The 20,677-nt window shown below is 53.3% G+C and carries 17 protein-coding genes and 3 pseudogenes; 9 read left to right on the forward strand and 11 right to left on the reverse strand.

What is annotated here, in order from left to right; genetic code table 11:
- The first annotated feature begins 26 nt into the window (after nt 1–26).
- The 4 genes from C3451_RS00310 (at nt 27) to C3451_RS00325 (ending at nt 5,025) form a co-directional block, all read left to right on the forward strand.
- Nucleotides 27–2,609 (forward strand): fimbria/pilus outer membrane usher protein, encoded by a 2,583-nt coding sequence (locus tag C3451_RS00310; protein ID WP_045622672.1) that lies wholly within the window; start codon nt 27–29, stop codon nt 2,607–2,609.
- A complete protein-coding gene (locus C3451_RS00315) occupies nt 2,609–3,187 on the forward strand; it encodes a fimbrial protein (RefSeq protein WP_022648146.1) in 579 nt (192 codons plus the stop codon). The genes C3451_RS00310 and C3451_RS00315 overlap by 1 nt, the downstream gene beginning before the upstream one ends.
- A 23-nt stretch (nt 3,188–3,210) precedes the next feature.
- Nucleotides 3,211–4,347 (forward strand): type 1 fimbrial protein, encoded by a 1,137-nt coding sequence (locus C3451_RS00320; RefSeq protein ID WP_124304191.1) that lies wholly within the window; start codon nt 3,211–3,213, stop codon nt 4,345–4,347.
- Nucleotides 4,348–4,467: 120 nt separating this feature from the next.
- Entirely contained in the window at nt 4,468–5,025 is a 558-nt protein-coding gene (locus tag C3451_RS00325) for an OmpH family outer membrane protein (protein ID WP_045622668.1), read from the forward strand.
- Here the strand turns inward: C3451_RS00325 and C3451_RS00330 are convergent.
- Nucleotides 5,004–6,392, reverse strand: a complete 1,389-nt coding sequence (locus tag C3451_RS00330; RefSeq protein ID WP_045622667.1) for an MFS transporter — start codon at nt 6,390–6,392, stop codon at nt 5,004–5,006. The two genes, C3451_RS00325 and C3451_RS00330, sit on opposite strands and share 22 nt — an antisense overlap.
- Before the next feature lie 129 nt (nt 6,393–6,521).
- Here C3451_RS00330 and C3451_RS00335 point away from each other — a divergent pair, with 129 nt between their 5' ends.
- The 3 genes from C3451_RS00335 to C3451_RS00345 all read left to right on the forward strand — a co-directional run bounded on the left by C3451_RS00335 (nt 6,522) and on the right by C3451_RS00345 (nt 8,254).
- Complete coding sequence (locus C3451_RS00335) at nt 6,522–7,451, forward strand: LysR family transcriptional regulator (RefSeq protein WP_063139082.1); 930 nt, start codon at nt 6,522–6,524, stop codon at nt 7,449–7,451.
- A gap of 63 nt (nt 7,452–7,514) precedes the next feature.
- A complete protein-coding gene (locus C3451_RS00340) occupies nt 7,515–7,781 on the forward strand; it encodes a DUF1778 domain-containing protein (protein ID WP_003857131.1) in 267 nt (88 codons plus the stop codon).
- Nucleotides 7,769–8,254: a GNAT family N-acetyltransferase gene (locus C3451_RS00345; RefSeq protein WP_063139083.1), complete on the forward strand. Its 486-nt coding sequence runs from the start codon at nt 7,769–7,771 to the stop codon at nt 8,252–8,254. The genes C3451_RS00340 and C3451_RS00345 overlap by 13 nt, the downstream gene beginning before the upstream one ends.
- Nucleotides 8,255–8,279: 25 nt before the next feature.
- Here the strand turns inward: C3451_RS00345 and C3451_RS00350 are convergent.
- From C3451_RS00350 to C3451_RS00360, 3 genes and pseudogenes are all read right to left on the reverse strand, one after another.
- A pseudogene (locus tag C3451_RS00350) lies at nt 8,280–8,480 on the reverse strand (hypothetical protein); the annotation flags it as partial.
- 286 nt (nt 8,481–8,766) lie between these two features.
- Nucleotides 8,767–10,059 (reverse strand): glycosyl hydrolase family 28 protein, encoded by a 1,293-nt coding sequence (locus C3451_RS00355; protein WP_045622665.1) that lies wholly within the window; start codon nt 10,057–10,059, stop codon nt 8,767–8,769.
- Between the two features lie 104 nt (nt 10,060–10,163).
- A complete protein-coding gene (locus tag C3451_RS00360; RefSeq protein WP_022648129.1) occupies nt 10,164–10,922 on the reverse strand; it encodes a DeoR/GlpR family DNA-binding transcription regulator in 759 nt (252 codons plus the stop codon).
- A gap of 86 nt (nt 10,923–11,008) precedes the next feature.
- Between C3451_RS00360 and C3451_RS00365 the strand changes: the two genes are divergently transcribed.
- On the forward strand, nt 11,009–11,593 hold the full coding sequence (locus tag C3451_RS00365; protein ID WP_022648128.1) for an NUDIX domain-containing protein: 585 nt from the start codon (nt 11,009–11,011) through the stop codon (nt 11,591–11,593).
- A gap of 84 nt (nt 11,594–11,677) precedes the next feature.
- Nucleotides 11,678–12,436, forward strand: a complete 759-nt coding sequence (tam, locus tag C3451_RS00370) for a trans-aconitate 2-methyltransferase (protein ID WP_032624253.1) — start codon at nt 11,678–11,680, stop codon at nt 12,434–12,436.
- Nucleotides 12,437–12,442: 6 nt separating this feature from the next.
- Here the strand turns inward: tam and C3451_RS00375 are convergent.
- From C3451_RS00375 to C3451_RS00405, 7 genes and pseudogenes are all read right to left on the reverse strand, one after another.
- Nucleotides 12,443–13,632: pseudogene (locus C3451_RS00375) on the reverse strand (cytochrome c biogenesis protein/redoxin).
- A 135-nt stretch (nt 13,633–13,767) separates the two neighbouring features.
- Complete coding sequence (locus C3451_RS00380) at nt 13,768–15,063, reverse strand: ATP-binding protein (protein ID WP_045622663.1); 1,296 nt, start codon at nt 15,061–15,063, stop codon at nt 13,768–13,770.
- The gene (locus C3451_RS00385; protein ID WP_022648124.1) at nt 15,060–15,800 is read right to left on the reverse strand and encodes a response regulator; all 741 of its coding nucleotides are present in this window, start codon (nt 15,798–15,800) and stop codon (nt 15,060–15,062) included. Before C3451_RS00385 ends, C3451_RS00380 begins: the two co-directional genes overlap by 4 nt.
- Nucleotides 15,801–15,844: 44 nt before the next feature.
- On the reverse strand, nt 15,845–16,840 hold the full coding sequence (locus tag C3451_RS00390; RefSeq protein ID WP_038416060.1) for an alpha/beta hydrolase: 996 nt from the start codon (nt 16,838–16,840) through the stop codon (nt 15,845–15,847).
- A 134-nt stretch (nt 16,841–16,974) separates the two neighbouring features.
- Nucleotides 16,975–17,259 (reverse strand): annotated as a pseudogene (locus C3451_RS00395) (GNAT family N-acetyltransferase); the annotation flags it as partial.
- Nucleotides 17,228–19,420, reverse strand: coding sequence for a peptidase domain-containing ABC transporter (locus C3451_RS00400; protein ID WP_124304192.1), 2,193 nt, complete (start codon nt 19,418–19,420; stop codon nt 17,228–17,230). The gene C3451_RS00400 and the pseudogene C3451_RS00395, both read right to left, overlap by 32 nt.
- Nucleotides 19,420–20,673 carry an HlyD family efflux transporter periplasmic adaptor subunit gene (locus C3451_RS00405; RefSeq protein ID WP_032624257.1) on the reverse strand — a complete coding sequence of 418 codons (1,254 nt, stop codon included), beginning with the start codon at nt 20,671–20,673 and terminating at the stop codon, nt 19,420–19,422. The genes C3451_RS00400 and C3451_RS00405 overlap by 1 nt, the downstream gene beginning before the upstream one ends.
- Nucleotides 20,674–20,677: the final 4 nt, after the last annotated feature.

The raw sequence follows: 20,677 nt of genomic DNA on the forward strand, positions 1-20,677 counted from the left end.
GTCTCCCGCACGGATACAGGGTTACAATGGAAAAAGTGAAACAAACCTACGTCCTTTCTTTAGGGCTCGGGCTCAGTGTTGTCTTTAGTTCTTTCAGCGCACGTGCGCAGGAACATTTCAACCCTCATCTTTTGGAAACAGACAGCGCAGAAGTGCCAGCAATGGATCTCAGTCTGTTTGCCAAAGATGAGGTGCCGCCCGGGGACTATAACGTCGACATTTTTATCAACGGCAATCTGGTAGACAGTAAAACCCTCTCTTTTCGAAGGTTGAAAAGTGCCCCTACGTCAGACCGCACAGGGGCATGCTTAAACGTCACTCAGCTGAAAGCCTGGAACGTTCGTGTCGATAACTATTTTGGCGAACAGGAAAAAGCCAGCGAATGTGTGGATCTGTATGCCATCCCCGGCGCGGACGAAAAAATCGATCTGGCGCAGCAGCGTTTCGACCTGATCCTGCCGCAGGTTGCTTTATTTAACACCGCAAGGGGTTATGTTTCACCGGAGCGCTGGGATGAAGGGATCACGGCGGGTTTACTTAATTACAGCGTCTCGGGTCAACAGGATCTGCATCAGCGCAACGGCACCGACAGCAGTAATCAGTTTCTTAGCCTGCAACCGGGGCTGAACGTAGGCGCCTGGCGCTTTCGCAACTATTCCACCTATACCCATTCCGAATCCGAAAATGACTGGGATTCCGTGTATACCTACGCCTCACGGGATATTAAATCTCTTAAAAGCCAGCTGGTGCTGGGACAAGGAACCACGCGCGGCGGCATTTTTGATAGCGTCGGTTTCACCGGGGTGCAGATGTACTCGGATAACGATATGAAGCCGGACAGCATGCAAGGCTTCGCCCCGGTAATACGCGGTATAGCCCGCAGCAATGCCGAAGTGACGGTATACCAGAACGGTCACAGCATTTATAAGGCTACCGTGCCGCCGGGACCGTTTGAATTCAGCGATATGTATCCGACCGGCAGCTCCGGCGATCTGCAGGTGGTGATCAAAGAGTCCGACGGTACGCAAAGTAGCTTTATTGTGCCTTACGCCACGCTGCCGGTATTGCAACGTGAAGGTCAGGTGCAGTATGGCCTGGTGGCGGGCAAAACCCGTCAGGACGGGTCGGGTTCACGTGCAGAGGATTTTAACTTTATTCAGGGATCAGCGGCCTGGGGCGTCGGAAAAGGGATCACGCTTTACGGCGGCTATATTCAGGCGGAAGACAATTATTCCAACCTGATTGCCGGAACTGGTTTTAATATGGGCAGCGCCGGAGCGCTCTCATTTGATATTTCCCAGTCGTGGGCGGATATCCCGCAGCCGGACAACATGCGACAACAGGAACACCATAGCGGCCAGTCGTATCGCGTGCGCTACAGTAAGACGCTTCAGCAAACCAGCACCGATATTTCCGTCGCCGGTTATAAATTTTCAACCCGGGGTTATCTTTCGTTTCAGGACTTCCTCAATGACTGGGATCCGGGCAATAGCACTATTGATAATGGCCGGGAGCGAAACCGTTTTGATGTGACAATCTCACAGACGTTGCCTTTCGGCACCCTGTCACTGAGCATGTACGACGCCTCTTACTGGAACAGTGAACATGCGGACTCCATGAACCTGGGCTTCAGCAGCACGCTTGGACCGGTGTCGTACTCGCTGAACTATGCCCACTCTAAAAACGTCAATGGCGGTTACAATAACGATTCCGATAACTACGACGACGATAACGTCTTCTCGCTTAACCTGAGCGTACCGTTCAGCGCCTTCAGCCACAGTGAAGCGGCCCGGTCTGTTTCGGCTAACTATTCGATGAACAGTAGTAAAAACGGCGATACCACGCACAACATCGGAATTTCCGGTACCGCGATGCAGGAAAACCAGCTGAACTGGCAGGTTTCAGAAGGCTATAACGCCGATTCTGAAGCTACTAACGGCAATGTCACTGTGGGTTATCAAAGTACTTATGCCGATATGTCCGCAGGCTATAGCTACGACGATTACAGCCGACGAGTGAATTACAGCCTGCGCGGGGGCATGGTGCTGCATCGCGACGGTATCACCCTGGCGCGTCAGCTGAACGATAGCGTAGCGCTGGTTGAAACACCGGGTGTTTCCGGTATGCCGATCAACGGGCAGACGAACGTTCATACCGATTATTTCGGTAACGCCATTGTGCCGTACGTTCGTCCGTATCACAGCAATTCGATCTCACTCAACACAGTGGATGCCAGCGATACTTCTGCGGCCATTGATAACATCGCCAAAACCGTGGTGCCGACCAAAGGGGCGGTAGTACGCGTGAAGTACAACACCTGGATTGGACAAAAGGCGATGATGACGCTGACCTACAACGGTAAACCGGTGCCGTTTGGCGCAGTAGTAACACAAACCAGCGGCGAGTCGGATGACACGCGCAGCAGTATTGTTGGCGACGGCGGGGAAGTGTATCTCGTCGGGCTCGCCGGGAAAGGGCGGTTAATTGTTAAGTGGGGGGAGGCGGCGAACAAGCAGTGCGCCGTTGATTACACACTTGCCGGCGCAAAAACAGAGGCCGATATTTTATTCATCAACGGGGTTTGCCATCCCGTATCGGGAGCAAATTAATGTCACGCTTCATTATTCTCCGTTCCGGCCTTAAATCGCTCATCGGCCCGGGAATGGTATTCATGCTGAGCGTGTCGCCGGCAATGGCGTACACCGATCGCAATGATATTGAGTTCCATGTCACCGGAAACATTATTGATGGCTCATGTAACGTCACCAAACCGGAGGCAGTCGACCTCGGGAAATATTACTGGAAAGACTTTGCCGTAGCGGGGGGGAACACAGGAAATGTGCCAGTGACCATCGCGTTTGACAGCTGCACCGCAGGGTTAAGCCAGGCAACGGTTACCTTTACAGGCGCACCTTACGCTGAAGATCCGGCTTATGCTTCTGTCATTTACGCCAATCAGGTGGCGGCAGATGCAGGCGGCGCGACCGATGTCGGCCTTCAGTTGTTTATCCGTGATCACGAACATCCCATCAGCGGTGTCGCGCTGGCCAACGGCGTGAGCTACCCGGTTGCGCTCGAAAACCAAACCGGCGCGATGACTTTTACTGCCCGAATGTATACCCCACATGGGACCCCAACACCGGGTGCATTCAGCAGTGCGATTACATTGAATGTTGTTTATAACTGAGCTTAAGTGAGCAGACTAATTTCATGTCAAAATATTTATATTATCTGGTGTTATTGCTGGGGCCAGTCCCACTATTAAGTCATGCAGCCTGTAACCGGGATAACGGCGATGATGTTACCGTTACGACGATCCCATTACCCTCGAAACTGTTGGTCAGTGCGAAAAATTATACCTTTGGCGAAGTGTTATACGATTCTGGATATATCAGCGGGACGGATGGGGATGTCACGATTAAAAACTGTAGCAGGGATTATTACGTAGGATTTCATTATAACCCGACTCATTTAGCGTCGGCGTCGCCGGTGGGAGATAATATCTACCCGACCACGATACCGGGTATCGGCATTAAGACCTACACGCTTAACCAGGCCGGTCCGTATGATTATGAACGTGCGGTTGATAACTCATGGCAGTCCGGCGATGGCGAGAGCAGCCATACGCTGGCGGGCTCGGCCTATCGTGTGCAGTTGATTGCGACGGGGGGTACAATCCCGGGCGGTAATCTGGCCCTCGAGAGCGGCAAACTGGCGACGGTGGAATTTCGTGAAGGGCAAAGCAGTTCGGATAACGGTGATAATGCGTCAGAAGTCTATTTGTCAAATACACAGATAGAAGTCTATGCGATGGGATGCTCAGCATCCGTTTCTTCCCTGCTGTTTAATATGGGCGATGTGGATACCTCTGCGTTTGATAATCTTAAGATGGTGGAAGGACCCGAACAGGATGTTGGTCTGAGCTGTCAGCCAGGCACCAACGTGACCTTGACCATCAACGGGCCGCTTGCCGAGGGCGACAACGATGATGGTTCAGTGATTGCTTTAGACCAGTCTGAATCGGGTACGACGGCGACCGGTGTGGGGGTCGTGATATCAGCCTATCAACCGGCGCTACGCAGTTTTACCTACTGGGCCCTTGGTCAGGAGGTGCAAGCTTTTAATTCAAGTCGTGTAAAAGCCGCATCACAAGGCAGTGGGCTTGCTGCCGATGGTACCGCGATTGCTGATATCGGCTCCGCAACAACCTATAGCGATCCGGCAAATGCAGGCGGGGCCGGAGAGTCTGAAACCTTACGTTTCAAAGCGTGGTATTACAAAACCAGTGACGTTGTCACGCCAGGGCAAGCAAATGCCACCGGGACAATCACCCTTAAATATAATTGATACCTTTGATCATGACAGGGGGTAGCGCTGCGGTTTATTTTTGTACACCTCTGCGCTACCGTTATGTGTTTTTGTCGTGTACATTTCCTCAGCGACCATATTTATTCGGTGGAACTGACAATGATTACTAAACGGTCTGAGCCACGCTTTTCAGTCATTCTGTTAATTTTTGTGTGTCTTGTAGGATTATATTCTTTTAACGGTCACCTTAAGCCTCACGCCGGACAAAAAGGGGTTGCATGTATTTCTTACAAGCGGATCCTGCGTGAATCACCGTTACTGGCACAGGAAAAAAAGCAGAACGAAATACTTCTCGCATTAGCTAAAAAATCCGCGCTTGAAGTTGAGAAAAAATATTATGCTCTGCCAGAACCCTTGCGCCGTGAAATGAAAGCGATCGATGATATGAGTAAAAACACGCAACTGCGGGCAGAGCAGGGTCGCCTGCGGCATATAAGCCAGCGAGTCATTTCTGATACCGTTGAAAAATACAGAATAGATCATCACTATTCAGTCGTTTTCAATAAAGATAGCGCCTCTACAGTGGATTATGGTCACGACATCAGTAATGAAATCATTAATGAATTACAGCATGTAAAAGTGGTGTACGGGCCGCGCCCTAATTTTGAAGATGCGACCCGGGAGCTTTTGCTCGCTCAGCCTGTTTCCGCAGGATGAGTGATTTTACGCAGTCGGCTCGCGCTGACGATGACCGCTACCGCAGAAGCCGCCGCAGCGATCCACAGTGCAGCATGAATTGCTCTCTCATTTGTCGCCAGCAGTACGCCCACAGCGGCGGCCCCCAGACACTGCCCGAACGTGCGCATAATGGATAACACACCGGATGCATAGCTCGCATAGTCACGACTAACGTTTGAGAGCATTTCCCGGTTATTGGGACTCTGAAAGCAGCCAAATCCCATCCCGCAAACCAGGCTTCGCAGGCAGATATCCCACATCGAAGGGCTGGCGGGTAATGTTGCCAGCAGAATCAAACCGACGACAAAAATCATCAGCCCCAGAGTTGAAATCACCGGGGCGGAAATCGTGTCCGCCCACCGGCCTGCATGCGGCGCAATCAGCACGATCCCGAGCGGCCACGGCGTAAATAGCAGGGCAGAAATCACCGGACTGTAGCCGTATTCGCTCTGAAACAGGAAGGGTAGCGCAATAAAGGTGATACCCTGGCTGACAAAAGCAATCATCGACGTTAGGGCCGCGAGGGTAAAACGTTCATTTTTGAATATGGCTGGCGGCAGTAAGGGGTTATCCGTGCGGCGGATCTGCCAGATAAAAGCCATGCCGCTCAGCGCAGCGAGAACCGTCCAGCAAAGACTACCTGTGTGATAAGTAGCATCATGGAGGCTGTTCGCCGCCACGATCGTCGAACCCAACAGCAGCGCCGACAATATGGCGCCCAGGGTGTCAAAGGGCGCTTGCTTTCGAACCGCATCCCGCGGCAGCGCTTTGACCGCCAGCAGCAAGGCGAGGGTGCCGGGAAGAACGTTTATCGCAAAAAGCCATTGCCAGCTCAGGGTGTGAAGGATCGTACCGCCCAATACCGGGCCGATAGCGGAGCTGGAGGCGATGAGCAGGGCGTGCAAACCCAGAATGCGGCCAAGCAATCGTCCGGGAAATACGGACCGCAGTATCGCGGGAGCAATACTCAGCGTCGCTGCGCCGCCGATCCCCTGAAGCACGCGCATACCGATAAGCACTTCGGGCGTTTTCGCCAGCGCGCAACCCAGCGATGTCAGGGTAAAGGTCGTCAGGCCTGCCAGAAATACGGGGCGATAACCCAGGCGGGCCGCAAGCGCCGCGAATATCGCCAGCGTCATTGCAGCCGCCAGCAGATACCCGTTGGCGAACCAGACGGCATAACTGGCTGGCACCTGCATCTTCTGAGCCATGGAGGGCAGGGCAATGTTGATCATGGTGCCATCAAACACGCCCATTAACGTGGTGGTCATTATCGCGGCCATCACCCGTGCGCGCGTCGGGCCAGGCAGTCCATCGTCCCCGGGTTGGCTGGAAAAAAGCATCATCTTGTTGTCCTTAGAGAAGAGTGTGTGGATGACAAAACTATAAAGATGGCTTTTGCAGGGCGGAAGGCGCACCATTTGCACTTTATCGTTGCATGAAACGCCTTATCTGAATCTACAGGGAGGAAGGAGATGTCCGAACCCGATTTTAATTTGCTGATAGCACTCGACATATTGCTGAGCGAAGCGAGCGTGGCAGGCGCGGCACGTCGTCTGAACCTCAGCACCTCGGCAATGAGCCGGACATTAAGCAGGTTACGCGACGTCACTGGCGATCCGATTCTGGTGCGCGCCGGACGTAACATGGTACTGACCCCGTGGGCCGAAGCGACCCGGGACCGTGCCAGGCGTGCAGTGCACGAGGCCAGGGCGGTATTACAGCCCTCAACTGATACGTTCAGCGCGCGAAGTCTGGCGCGACTTTTTACCATCAGGGCAAACGATGGTTTTGTGGTGGCGTTTGGGCCTGCGCTTATAGCGGCTGTGGCCGACGCCGCGCCGGACGTCTGTATACGCTTTGCGCCTAAGCCGGAAAAAACGTCGCGCTATCTTCGGGAAGGGCTGGTTGATCTGGAGATTGGCGTCCAGAGTAATATGGGGCCTGAAATACGGCTGCAACGACTGTTTGAGGATCGGTTTGTGGGCGTCGTGCGTAAGGGGCATCCGCTGGCTAAGCAGGCAGAAATAGGGGTTAAGGATTATGTCGCCTGGGGCCATGTGGTAGCGTCACCCGAGGGTGCACTGCACGGATCCGTTGACGATGCGCTGGCCGAACTCGGAACAAAACGTAAAATCGCGAGCGTCGTACCGGGATTTCCGACGGCGCTGTCCGTGGCGGTGGCATCGGATCTTATCGCCATGATACCCGCTCTCTATTTACTCAATCAGCAGGTAACGGACCAGGTACAGGTTTTCGAGCTGCCGTTCAAAAGCCGTCTAATTACGGTATCACAGATGTGGCACCCAAGAATGGAACGCGATCCCGCGCACCGCTGGCTGAGAGAGCAAATTCTTGCGATATGCAGAGTGAAGAAGTCAGACATGATTAAGGGACCTGTATAGCGATTGCTATACGCGCCGCTTATGCTATGCTTGTAAAGCAATTGCTATACAAGAGGTATACCCATGAAATCAGATGTTCAACTCAATCTTAGAGCCAAAGAATCCCAGCGGGCGCTTATCGATGCCGCCGCAGAGATCCTCCATAAATCACGTACTGACTTCATTCTGGAGATGGCCTGTCAGGCAGCCGAAAATGTGATCCTCGATCGGCGTGTATTCAATTTTAACGATGAACAGTATGCAGAGTTCATTGATATGCTCGATGCCCCGGTCGCCGACGATCCTGCCATAGAAAAACTGCTGGCAAGGAAACCTCAGTGGGACGTGTAACCCCCCCAGAGCCCTTATCCAGCGTCCATCAACTGGCGGAGTTCGTCAGTGGAGAGGCCGTACTTGACGAATGGTTAAAACAAAGAGGTCTGAAAAACCAGGCGCTTGGCGCAGCCCGAACGTTTGTCGTTTGTAAAACGGGCACAAAGCAGGTCGCGGGATTTTACTCTCTGGCTACCGGCAGCGTTAACCATACGGAAGCGACAGGTAATTTGCGGCGTAACATGCCGGATCCCATTCCCGTGATTATTCTTGCCCGTCTGGCTGTCGATGTCTCAATACGCGGAAATGGGTTGGGAGCCGATTTACTCCAGGATGCGGTTTTACGCTGTTATCGGGTAGCAGAGAATATTGGGGTGCGGGCGATCATGGTTCATGCACTCACTGAGGACGCCAAAGCGTTTTATATCCACCATGGTTTTAAAGCATCGCAGACTCAGGAACGGACACTGTTTCTCAGGCTTCCTCAGTAGCGGCGGGATTTTATGGAATGAATGTTCAGCCCGTCTGGCTGATAAGCTTGCGCCAGACTCTGTTATGCAAAGTAAATAGCAGCATCTTATAGAAAGCGGTAGAGAGGATACAGCTGCCGCTAAGCCCAAGCATGACAATACTTACCAGTGCCGCGGTCAGGCTGACGCCCGGAGAAGAAGTACCGCTCAGCGCAGCCAGCAGATAGGCTGCCGTTAAAATCATGGAAGATGATGAGAACACAGGTCAGCGACTCCGGTCATCACGGGTAAGGAGTTCCAGTACCACCTTCGCGCTGACCCCCAATCCCATAACCTTCATCGTCAGTTTAGGCAACCGACAGATTCATCGGTAAGTTCCTGAAAGAGAGGAACTCATGAACTAAAGAATAAACACACCGCATTTAACATAATATACATTATGCGCACTTAGATTGAATACGAGTAAATCCAGCCAGTTCAGACCCATCCTTGTTCTACTCATTCCGCGCATCATGTCCCTCTGTTCTATGCCATCAACGTTCATAACAGTCGTTACGGTCTTGCGTGATCTCCACGGCAGTCACCTGTACATCCTTAAAGCGCAGCCCATCCACACCAGAAATTTTCCCGAACTCTGACGCGTCAATCAAAATCCCCTCCAGCGTTAACCCAACCACAGGACGCTCCGGATATCCCTCGATGAAAAATGCCCGCGAAAAGCATTTGCTGTCTGATCGACGCGCCGTCATATTTTTAATCGTCAGTCCGCTGACCGCAGTAAGACCGGCTTCGCCCTCAACACCTTCAGCCAGTTTGCGCCAGTGTTCTGGTTTATCAGATAAATTGCTCTGGTCGCCATAGCTATACTGCGGAAACCAGTTCAGCTGGATCAGCACCGGAAAACGCACGTCCGTAAGCCGTAGATTTTGTACGGTGATATCACGGATAAATCCGCCCCGGTTGCGAGCAGATTTAATGCGAAACCCGACGCCCGTTCCGTTAAACGCGTTATCTTCTATCAGGACGCGTTCAATGCCACCTGAAGTTTCACTCCCCAGTGTGATCCCGGATCCCTTATTCAGCGTACATCCTCGAATCACTATATCCCGCGCGGCACGAGCTTTTTGCGCCGCTTCGCGTCCTCGTCCTGATTTGATGCAGATATTGTCGTCATTGCAGGACACAATGCAGCGTTCAATCCGCACCTGTTCGCAGGAGTCGACGTCAATCCCGTCGGTGCTCGGCCCCGCAGAATTGCTGATTTGCACGCCCTCAACCGCGATATGGCGCGAATAACAGAGGTGCATGTTCCAGAATCCGGACTCCCGACTGGTAAAATCACGCAGCAGAATGCTCTGGCTTTCAAAGACCAGAATATTGCGCGGGCGCTGACAGTCATAATCAACAACCCAGCGCAATCCTCTTGCGCTGTAATCGCCGACCATGCCGCTGCGCTCGTCATCGCCCCAGTAGCGTTGCCACCAAATTGCACCCTGCCCGTCTATCGTGCCTGTACCGGTAATGCTGACGTTTTCACAATCGATGATATTAATAATGCCTGCCGGCCAACGCATATCAATGCCGGCTACCCGGGTATTTATCAGGGGATAATCAGCCAGATCCTGGCTTCCAACGAGCTGTGCGCCAGCGTCCAGGCGAAGTGAAACACCGCTTTTCAGAAACAACGCTCCGGTCAGAAAACGGCCTTGCGGAATAACGATGACATCGTTCTGTTGAGCACTTTTTATGGCCTGCTGAATGGCGGACGTTGCCAGGCGTTGAGCGGTTGGGTCCGCGCCATACGCCAGAATGGAGATCGCTTTCATGGCTTTTCCTTAAACAGATGAAAGCCTTAGTCTAGGAATCCGCGTGATGGATAACCTTTGTCTGTTTGACAGCCACGCAGGCAGGCTGGCAAAAAAGCGGATATTTACTGGCTGGCGATCACCGCAACGCCCTTTTCTTTCATAGCGTTGACCCAGCGTTCATCCGTTGTGTTTTCAACAACGAGCGTATTCACCAGCGACAAATCGCCAATCACAAACGCCGAGGCCGTGTTGATCTTTTCCGGTGAGGCCAATACCACCGTTTCCGCCGCTCTGCCGGAAAATGCACGTTTGATGCATGCTTCTTCATAATCTCCGGTGGTCAGCCCGGCCTCAGGATGCACGCCGGTGACACCCATGAAAAACAGATCCGCATGAATATTGTTGATGCCTTCAATAGCGGCCGCGCCGACCGTGACGATGGAGTGTTTATACAAACGACCGCCAATCAGGATCACCTCTATGCACGGATGGTTGACCAGCCCCAATGCAATACCCGGGCTGTGCGTCACCACGGTTACCCGCAAATCTGGCGGCAAGAAGGTAATAAGTTCTGAGGTGGTCGTCCCGCCATCAATGATCACCACCTGCCCCGGTGAAATGAGCTGCGCGCCCCGACGTGCCACGCGTTTTTTTGCATCCATTTTAACGGACTGACGCTCGGCAAAAGGCGCAATCGCTGAAGATGCCGGAAGCGCGCCGCCGTGGACACGCTGCAAACGCCCTTCTGCCGCCAGTTCACGTAGATCCCGGCGGATAGTGTCCTCAGACACCGAGAAAAAGAGGCTGAGCGCAGTTGACTGGACCTGGCCTTCCGCCTCCAGCTTTTCCAGAATCAACTGTTTACGCTGACTTGTGAGCATGAATTATTCCTGATGTTGCACGATAATTATTGTAATTACACGAAAATGCTGTTTATGATGCATACTCTACGAGAGGAGAGCCAAACGTGCAATCAAAACGTGCAGATATACGCATCATCAACAGCGAAACGTTGTCCGACAACTGGTATAACCTGAAAAAATACACTTTTGACCTCCAGCGCAGCGATGGTGACTGGCAGCGGCAAGAGCGTGAAGTGTATGACCGCGGGAATGGCGCGACGATCCTGCTCTATAATCGCGACAGCAAAACAGTCATTCTTACACGTCAGTTTCGTTTCCCTGTGTTTATCAATGGTCACGAAGAGGATCTCATTGAGGCGGCTGCCGGGTTGCTCGATAACCTTGACCCGGAAAGCCGGATTAAGGCCGAAGCGGAAGAGGAAACCGGGTATAAGGTGACGCGCGTAGAGAAAATTTTTGAGGCCTATATGAGCCCGGGCTCCGTTACCGAAAAACTCTACTTCTATCTGGCGGAATATCACCCGCAGGATCGGACCAGCGCGGGCGGCGGCGTTAAAGCAGAGGGGGAAGATATCGACGTGCTGGAAATGACGCTGGACGACGCGCTTCGTGGCATCGAGAATGGCCAGATCGTCGACGGTAAAACCATCATGCTGCTTTATCACGTGGCCCTGAAAGGCATTTTATAATCTCACGTTTATCCGGATACCTGCCCCTGCGCAGGTATTTGCCTGTGCTATTCTTGCTGAACACCTCAACATGGAGATGCGAAAATGGCCGACTGGGATCCTTCTCTGTATCTACAATACAGCGCAGAACGCACACGTCCCGCCGCTGAGTTACTGGCCCGGGTGCCGCTTGCTGACATAACCTCTGGCGTGGATTTGGGCTGCGGGCCAGGCAACAGCACCGCGCTGCTGAAACAACGCTGGCCTTCAGCGCAGATAGCCGGTGTGGATAACTCCCCGGCGATGCTGGAGGAAGCCCGACAGGCCCTGCCAGACTGCCACTTTGTTGAATCGGATATCCGTCACTACAAACCTGACCAGCCTCTCAGCCTGATCTACGCCAACGCTTCCCTGCAATGGATCCCGGACCATTACCACCTTCTGCCGCATCTGGTTTCACTGCTCCAGTTAAACGGCGTGCTGGCGATACAAATGCCTGACAACTGGCTTGAGCCGACGCACGCCCTGATGCGTGAAGTTGCCTGGGAACAGGGCTACCCCGATCGTGGCCGCGAGCAGCTGCCGGGTATTCATGCCTACTATGATATTCTGACGGACGCGGGATGCGACGTGGATATCTGGCGCACCACCTACTTTCATCAGATGAGCTCTCATCAGGCGATTATTGACTGGGTCAGCGCGACGGGGTTACGGCCGTGGCTACAGGATCTCAACGAGAGCGAGCAGCAAAACTTTCTGAAACGCTACCTCGAGCTGCTGGAAGAGCAGTATCCGCTCCAGGAGAACGGGCAGATACTGCTGGCTTTTCCGCGCCTGTTTATGGTTGCTCAGCGGGTTCCGTAAGCCGAATCAGGAACGCGCTTCCTTGAGCAAATGCTGAATTACAGCCTCCTGCTTGTCGTAGTTGCCTTCGCCAAACGAGGTGTAACGCAGTTGTCCTTTCGCATCGAAATAGTAATGTGCTGGCCAGTACTGATTACCGAACGCGCTCCAGATTTTGTAGTTATTATCCGTCACTACGCGGTACGGCAACTGCCATTCGTTGACCGCGTTTTTCACCGATGATAACGGCTTTTCCCAGGGGTATTCAGGGGTGTGGACGCCAATCACCACCAGACCTTGTGACTCATATTTCTTCGCCCAGTCTCGAACATGCGGAAGGGTATGCTGGCAGTTGATACAGTCCCAGGTCCAGAAATCGATAAGCACAACTTTCCCCCGCAAGGCCTTAGACGTGACAGGGTCACCGTTTACCCAGCCCGTACCGCCGCTTAATGTCGGTAGCTGGCTGCTCGGCATTGCGTCAGCGATCGGTCGCAGTTTCACCTGCGTGGAGGTTGGTTGCGCAAGGCTCAAGAGAGCGTTTTCCAGCTGGTCGGTAATACCGCTGGCGCCTTTCAGGACCGACGTCATTCCTGAGGCGTTGAAAGCCACGGCGGCTAACATCATCACCCCTGCGCCCTGACGCAGACGCTCCATCAATGCGGATTTGGCTCTCAGAGGGGTTATCAGCTTACGGCCACCCGCGACAAGCAGCCCCAGCATCAACGCGCACCCACTGCCGTAAGCGGCTAACAGCGCTCCGGTTGCGATGGCCGAGTGGCCAGTAATGTTAATGCCGAAGATCGCCCCGAGAATCGGTCCTGCACAGGGGGACCACAGAAGTCCAACGGCCAGCCCTGCCAGAAAAGCCGAAAACATGCCGTGTCGCTGAACGCTGTGGGTGTTAAGAACGTTCCCCGCGCTGACCGCCGGGCTGGCAATGCGCTGAGCGAACTGCGGGAAGATCAGGGCCAGGGCGGCAATGCTCAGTACCAGCAGCGCAATCCAGCGACGATAACGGTGGCGTCAGCGATCCAGTCACTGGCAACCGTTACTACCATCGCCACAAACGTGAACATCACTATCATTCCCGCCAGAAGCGCCAGAATGTGTTTGCGCTGCCCCTGAAAGCCGGCGAACAGCAGAGGAATAACGGGAAGCGTGCACGGACTGAGCAGGCTAATCATGCCGCCTAAAAAAGCGATTATCAGAAACATAACGACCTCACGATACAGTTGCTGCGAAGGTGCAGTGAGGTCATTTCACCCTGCGAATGTGTTCAGGCCGTGTGCAAAAAACTGAATTTTGTCTGCCTTCATATCTGCACGGCGCGCAGATACACAGGCGTACAATTAAACGCGCGGAAGAGTCACGCTTACGGCCAGCCCGCCCTCTGCCCGGTTTGCAAGATGCAATTTCCCGTCAAGCTGGGCGGTGAGCTGCGCGGCAATGGCGAGGCCTAACCCGGTGCCGCCCGTTTCGCGGTTGCGCGACGTTTCAACCCGGTAGAACGGCTGTAACACCGCCCCCAGTTCTGCCTCCGGGATGCCGGGGCCGTTATCCATAATGCGGATCGCTACCTGCCTTTCATCTTCATCAATCTCTATTACCGCGCTATGGCCAAACTTGAGCGCATTATCCAGCAGATTGGTCATTACCCGGCGCAATGCCTGGGGGCGGGTGACGATCGGCAGACGTGTACTGCGTGCATGAAACTGCACGTTTTTACCAATGTCCTGATAATCACTGGCGATGCTGTTAACCCACGCGTTTAGCTCCAGCTTAAGCGTGGTCTCTTTCAGTGATTCTGATGACCGGGCATAGGCAATACCTTCTCGTACCAGGCGCGACATATTATCCAGGTCGCTCAACAACTTATCGTGGAGTTCGGGCTGATCCGCCATTTCGACCCGCAGCTTCATACGCGTGATGGGCGTCTGAAGATCGTGAGAAATGGACGCCAGAATCTGCGCGCGTTCACGCAGATAAGTTTGTATCCGCGACTGCATCTCATTAAAAGCCTGCGCCGCCTGTCGCACCTCAACCGGACCTTTTTCAGTCATAGGAGAATGGGCCGCAGGATCGAGGGAATCAACCGCGCGCGTGAATTGCAGGAAAGGCCGGACAACCTGGCGCACGGCAATCCAGGAGCAGAGCGCGACCAGTAACAACTGAAGAACCAGCACCACGGGTAACCAGCTGGCGACTGGCGGCATGCGCGGGATCAGATCGATAGTGAGCGGTGCGCCGTCGCGGAGCGTCAGATGGGCCTGCATGTGGGAAACAGGCCCCGGCACTGCCGTAAACTGGAGCGGATATTGAACTGAAAGCGTCTCTTTCAGGGTGCGAATCGCATCCCGCGAGCGCTTGTCCGTTGGCGCAGCGCCTGCCTCGCCGGGACCAAGGATATAACGATAATTACCGCGACCGAGCCGTTCCAGCCACTCTGGCCGCTCTTTGGCCGGAAGCCGGTCGAGAATGGCCACGCTGGTCGCCACGTCATTCTCAAGATTGCCCAGCATAACCGTGCGCGCGCTGTGCATTCGCTCAACCATGACCAGCGTCAGGCTGAGCGCGTTAGCCAGCAAGAGTCCAAGCAGCACAATGATCAGCAGCCGGGCCAGTAAGGTGCGGGGCCACAGCGTCATTCATTGGCCTCGACGATGGTCACCGGCATAGTAAAAACGTAGCCTTCGCTGCGAACGGTTTTAATGTAGGCTGGCGAGCGGGCATCTTCATTCAGGCGCTGTCGCACGCGGCTCACCAGGAGATCAATCGAACGCTCAAACAGCTCGGCATCACGTCCCTGCGTCAGGTTCAGCAGTTGATCGCGGGTCAGCACCCGTTGAGGATGATCGAGAAATACACGCAGAAGGCGATATTCCGCCCCGCTGAGCGCCACAACCATCCCCTCGTTATCAATCAGATGACGCGCCACGGTATCCAGCTGCCATTCACCGAACACCACCAGGCGCCCTGCCTCGGTCACCTGAAGATTAGGCGGCATAGTACGAAAACGGCGCAGGATAGTTTTGATACGCGCCAGCAGTTCGCGGGCCACAAACGGTTTTACCACATAATCGTCGGCGCCCATCTCCAGCCCCAGGATCCGGTCCATGTCCTCGTTGCGCGCGGTGAGCATCAGGATCGGCAGATCCTTATGCCTGCTGCTGCGCAGCTGTCGACACACCGTCAGGCCATCATCACCGGGCATCATCACGTCCAGCACCACCAGGTCGATATGCTGTTTGTCGAGCACCATGCGCATCTCTTTTCCGTTCGCCGCACCAGAGGCGTGATAGCCGGATTTCACGAGGTAATCGACAATCAGTTCACGAATATCCCTGTCGTCATCGACGACAAGGATGTGATCAATATGCTCCACCGCAGGCTCCTGATTAAGAGGTAACGGATTGAAAATAGCACATATCAGAGCTTATCCGCGTCGACAACTGCTTTAACAAAGTCCTGCGGATCTTCTTGCGGCGGGTTGTGGCCCACCGTTGCGCCGAAAGTACGGTGCTCATATTTTCCGGTAAATTTCCCGGCATAGGCCGCAGGTGCAGGGTGTGGCGCCCCGTTATTACCGCCTTCGATGGTGATGGTCGGCACCGTAATGTTCGGCAGCGTCGCCAGTTTTTGTTCATAGGCGTCATATTTAGGCTCCCCTTTTTCCAGACCCAGACGCCAGCGGTAATTACTGAGCGTGACGGCAACGTGGTCCGGGTTATCGAGGGATTTGGCGCTGGCATTGAAGGTGGCATCGCTGAATTTCCAGTCCGGCGAAGCCTGGGACCAGATCAGCCGGGCAAAATCGTGCGTATTTTTAGCATAGCCTTCCGCCCCGCGCGGCGTGGCGAAATAGAACTGATACCACCACTGAACTTCTGCCTTCGGCGGTAAAGGCTGTTTGCCAATCGCCTGGCTGCTGATCAGGTAGCCACTTACCGAGACCAGCGATTTCACCCGTTCCGGCCAGAGCGCCGCAACGATATCCGCCGTACGTGCACCCCAGTCATAACCGGCAAACACCGCCTGTTTGATATCCAGGGCGTCCATCAGGTTGACGATGTCTTTCGCCATTGCCGAAGGCTGGCCGTTTCGCGGTGTTTTATCAGAAATAAAGCGCGTGGTGCCGTACCCGCGCAGGGACGGCACAATGACACGATACCCTTTCGCGGCCAGCGCGGGGGCCACTTCAGCGTAGCTGTGAATGTCGTACGGCCAGCCATGCAGCAGGATCACCGGTTGCCCCTCTTTCGGCCCGATATCGACATAACCGACGTTAAGATCGCCAGCGTTAATCTGTTTTACCTGGTTGAAGGCCGACGCGTAATCCTTGCCCATCGCTTCCGCCTGACAGGACATCACGGTGCCAAGCGAAACGGTCAGGGCGACTGCTGAGTATGCGAGTTTGTTAAACATGATGTTATCTCCGGGTGAGTTCAGTTGACGGAGATATAACACCATGCGTTTGTATAAAGGATGTGTGCGGATGCGGTTTTATTGCATACCTGTGTATGTATCACGGACGCAGATACAGTGTGATACAAACCCGGTTAAGGGGTGATTCGGTACCGGACGTAATCGTCGGCTTCACCATAGTGGTCATACAGCTTACGCGCCGGATTGTGCATGCGGGTTACCCAGTAGAGTTTTGACCACCCTTCCCGCTTACCCTCATCGATCAGGGCGTCGATAAGCGCTTTACCCGCCCCTGCGCCACGTTCGGCAGCGTCAACAAATAGATCTTCCAGATAGGGGTAAGTTTGGATATCGAAAATTATGTACGTTAAGGTTAATTTTTTGCCATCACGTCCTAGTATATTCACAAACAGACTCGCCATTATTGACTGTATGCTGGAGATTCAGCTCCGTTAAGTAGCCGTCTGCCAGATACAAAACCCGGTCTGCAGAGGCTATGGTTTCCGGGCGATGGGCTATCAGCAGAACAGGAAGCCCCAGTTGACGTAAGGTCTGGCTTATCCGGATTTCACTCTCAACATCAAGGTGGCTGGTCGCTTCATCCAGTAACAGGAATCCCGGTTTCTTGTACAACGCCCTTGCCAGCAGAATGCGTTGTTTTTGTCCTCCGGAAAGCCCTCCGCCGGTTTCACCAATCAGCGTCTGATACCCCATCGGCATTGCCATAACATCGCTGTCGATAAGTGCCAGTCTTGCGCACTGGATCATTCGTTTATAATTTCGGTCATCACTGAAAAAAATAATGTTATCTGCTACAGAACCTTTGAAAAGATGGTCATCCTGCAGTACGGTACCGATACGCTGACGAACCTGAAAATAATCCGGATGCGTATGCAATATGCCAAATGCCCTGATCCTGCCCTCATCAGGGATGTGGATCCCAAGGATAAGCTTCACCAGTGTCGTTTTCCCGCATCCGGATTTACCTGTAATGGCAACGACTTCTCCGGGATTGAGTGTCAGCGACACCCCGCCGATTATCGGATTTTCCCCTCCCTTGTGGCTGAAGATGATGTGCTCAAGTACTAGAGGAGCATGAGCATATTCATCCATCTCCCTGCGGGATACAGAAGGAATGTGCGAAGCGTTGTTATGCTCACGAAAAGGCTGTTGCTGAAGGCCTTCTGTCGGGGTCAGTACAATATCAGCCAGTCGTTCGTTGTAAACATCGAGCATACGCCAGGAAAAAAACTTATCAGTCAGGCTACTGATACTGGAAGAAAAACGCGTCTGATAGGATAAATAAGCAACCAGCATGCCGACGGTGAAGGTACCATTCAATACCTCCCCGGCGCCTTTCCACAAAATGATTGCTGATACCACGCTGCCGGTAAGAGTGTGAGCAATGTCATAGCACATCAGCAGACGGCTCTGACGCAACTGCGTATTTCTGCGGGCAACGTTGAGATTCAGCCAGGCGGCCTCACGATGTGCCGTCACACCGTTAATTCTCAGGCTGAGGATCCCGTTGAGTGTTTCAAGAAAATGCCCGGACTCCTTGGCACCTGCATCCCAGGCATCTTCTGCCGACTGTCGAAGGGACGGATACCACAGTGCCCTCAACACACCATAGAAAATGGCTGCAAGTACGGCGATCAATGTCATTTCAGGACTGTACAGCAGCATCATGCAAAGCGCAGTCACCACGAGCAACACATCCAGAATACCTTCCAGCACTTGCGTAGTCAGCGCCTGCTGGATGGTATCTACCGCCTCAAAACGAGCATTAATACTCCCCTTACTGCGTGCATCAAACCAGGCCAGAGGAAGATGGACCAGATGATGGAAAACCCGTGCTGTCCACTGCATGTTAAAATTGACGGACAGTGTAATACTCGCCCACTGGCGGGCCAGTGACAGCAGCATCTGGGTCAGTGACATCAGCAGAAGCGCAATAATAATGACGGTCAACAAACTCTGGTCGGCAGCCACCAGGACTTCATCAATCACCAGCTGGTTGAGAAGCGGGCTTCCCAGTGTCAGGATTTCGAGTGCCACGGCAAAAACGATAATTCGCGACATTGCCGACAACAGACCCGGTGTTTTACCTGTCAGTTGGCGCAGATGGATTTTTTTCCTTTCATCCCGAGCGGTAAAATCACTGGCTGGCATCAGCTCCAGCGCGACGCCGGTGAAATGTTTTCCAGCATCCTGTAGGGAGAGCGTTACTTTTCCCTTTTCCGGATCATGAATAACCAGCCTGCTTCCGCGAACTTTATGTAGCACAACAAAATGATTCATGTTCCAGTGGAGAATACACGGGAGAGAAAGGGATCTTAGGTCCTCAAGCTCCAGCCGAACTGCCCGGCTGGATAATCCGATACCGGCCGCACATTCAGTCAGTCTCTGCAGGGTCATCCCTTGTGAGCTGATACTGAAACGTTCGCGCAGTGTGGGTAAGTCTGTTTGCAGACCATGCCAGCAGGCCATCATGACCAGGCATGCCAGACCACATTCCGCTGACTCTGTCTGTCGGGTGAGAGGAAGCTGTTTTCTCCCGGTCCATTTGAGTGTATCCATCACAGCTTTCCTTTCAGGCTCCAGAGCGGCTCAGTCAGCCACTCCCACAAATTGCGGGTATCCAGGCTGACATCCCCCTCAAGAACCATGCCGGGGCGCAGGGCTTCCTGTTTCCCATAAGCCAGAATAAAAGTATTTTCAGGTTCAACGATGACGCGGTAATGACCTTCATTCTCCTTCCAGGTCACAGGAGATACGGAGAGTAAATCAGAAGATGTCAGCGTTGTATGGCTTATTTCACGGATAGTCCCGTACTGCACACCAAACTTCTGATAGGGGAAGGCAGAGAACCGCAGGGCAACACGCTGCCCCGCCTGAATAAAGCCAGCATTCTGACTGGTAGCATAGAGTTCTATCTGCAAACGGGCATTGTCGGGAATGAGGGTCATGACAGGTTCAGATGCCCTGACAGACTGTCCCTGTCTGACCAGCACGGCAGCAACGGTTCCGGATACCGGTGAAGTCAGCGTGAAATTTTCCTTACCTGCCAGTTCGTCCTGCTGTTGCCTGATAACCTGCAACTGCCTGTCCATTTCAGCCTTCCGGCTTTCACCCTGAACGATGAGATGGTCAAGGTCGTCTTTAGCAGCCTCCATCGCGGTGTGCAGTTGCAGAAGCCCCTGACGCTGATCCTCAACGTTTTGCTGTGACGTTGAAACGTCAATCTGCTTCTGCTGGTATTCGATATCTGATACGTAATGCGTATCAGCAAGTTTCTTATAGCGCTCCATAACAGACACGGCCAGCGCAGCCTGATGCACGGCAAGTGACAGACGCTTTTCTGCACTTTTAACCTGAGGTTTCAGGGAAACTATTCGCTGTTGTATGGCATGCTGCTGCTGACTGTTGTCACGCAATTCCAGGGTCTGTTGAGAAGTCAGCATTGTAAACTGAGTTTGTAGGGAAAGTCTTATAGCAGCGAGTGTACCTGCCCCCTGTTCGTTGAAATGTTCACCGCTGATATGATAAAGAGTCTCACCGGCAATAATGTGTTGACCTTCTGAGGCGGTCAATTTGGTTACGTAGCCAGCATATTGAGGAGTGATTTTTACCAGCCCGGATGAGGGCATAACGATTCCGGAAAGGTGAGCCTTACGTGTATAGCTACCATAAAGAATAAAGAGTATCAGGCACAGAAATATGAATAACGTTGTGAGTGCGCTTACTGATAAACCGAATGACGCAGGTAAGACAATCTCACCATAATCAGAATCTGTTTGATGATTTAAAGCCTCTTCCCTGAAGATATTCATATCC

Origin of the sequence: Enterobacter sp. 301B (genome assembly GCF_003850715.1) — a bacterium.
Taxonomy (GTDB): Bacteria; Pseudomonadota; Gammaproteobacteria; order Enterobacterales; family Enterobacteriaceae; genus Enterobacter; species Enterobacter intestinihominis.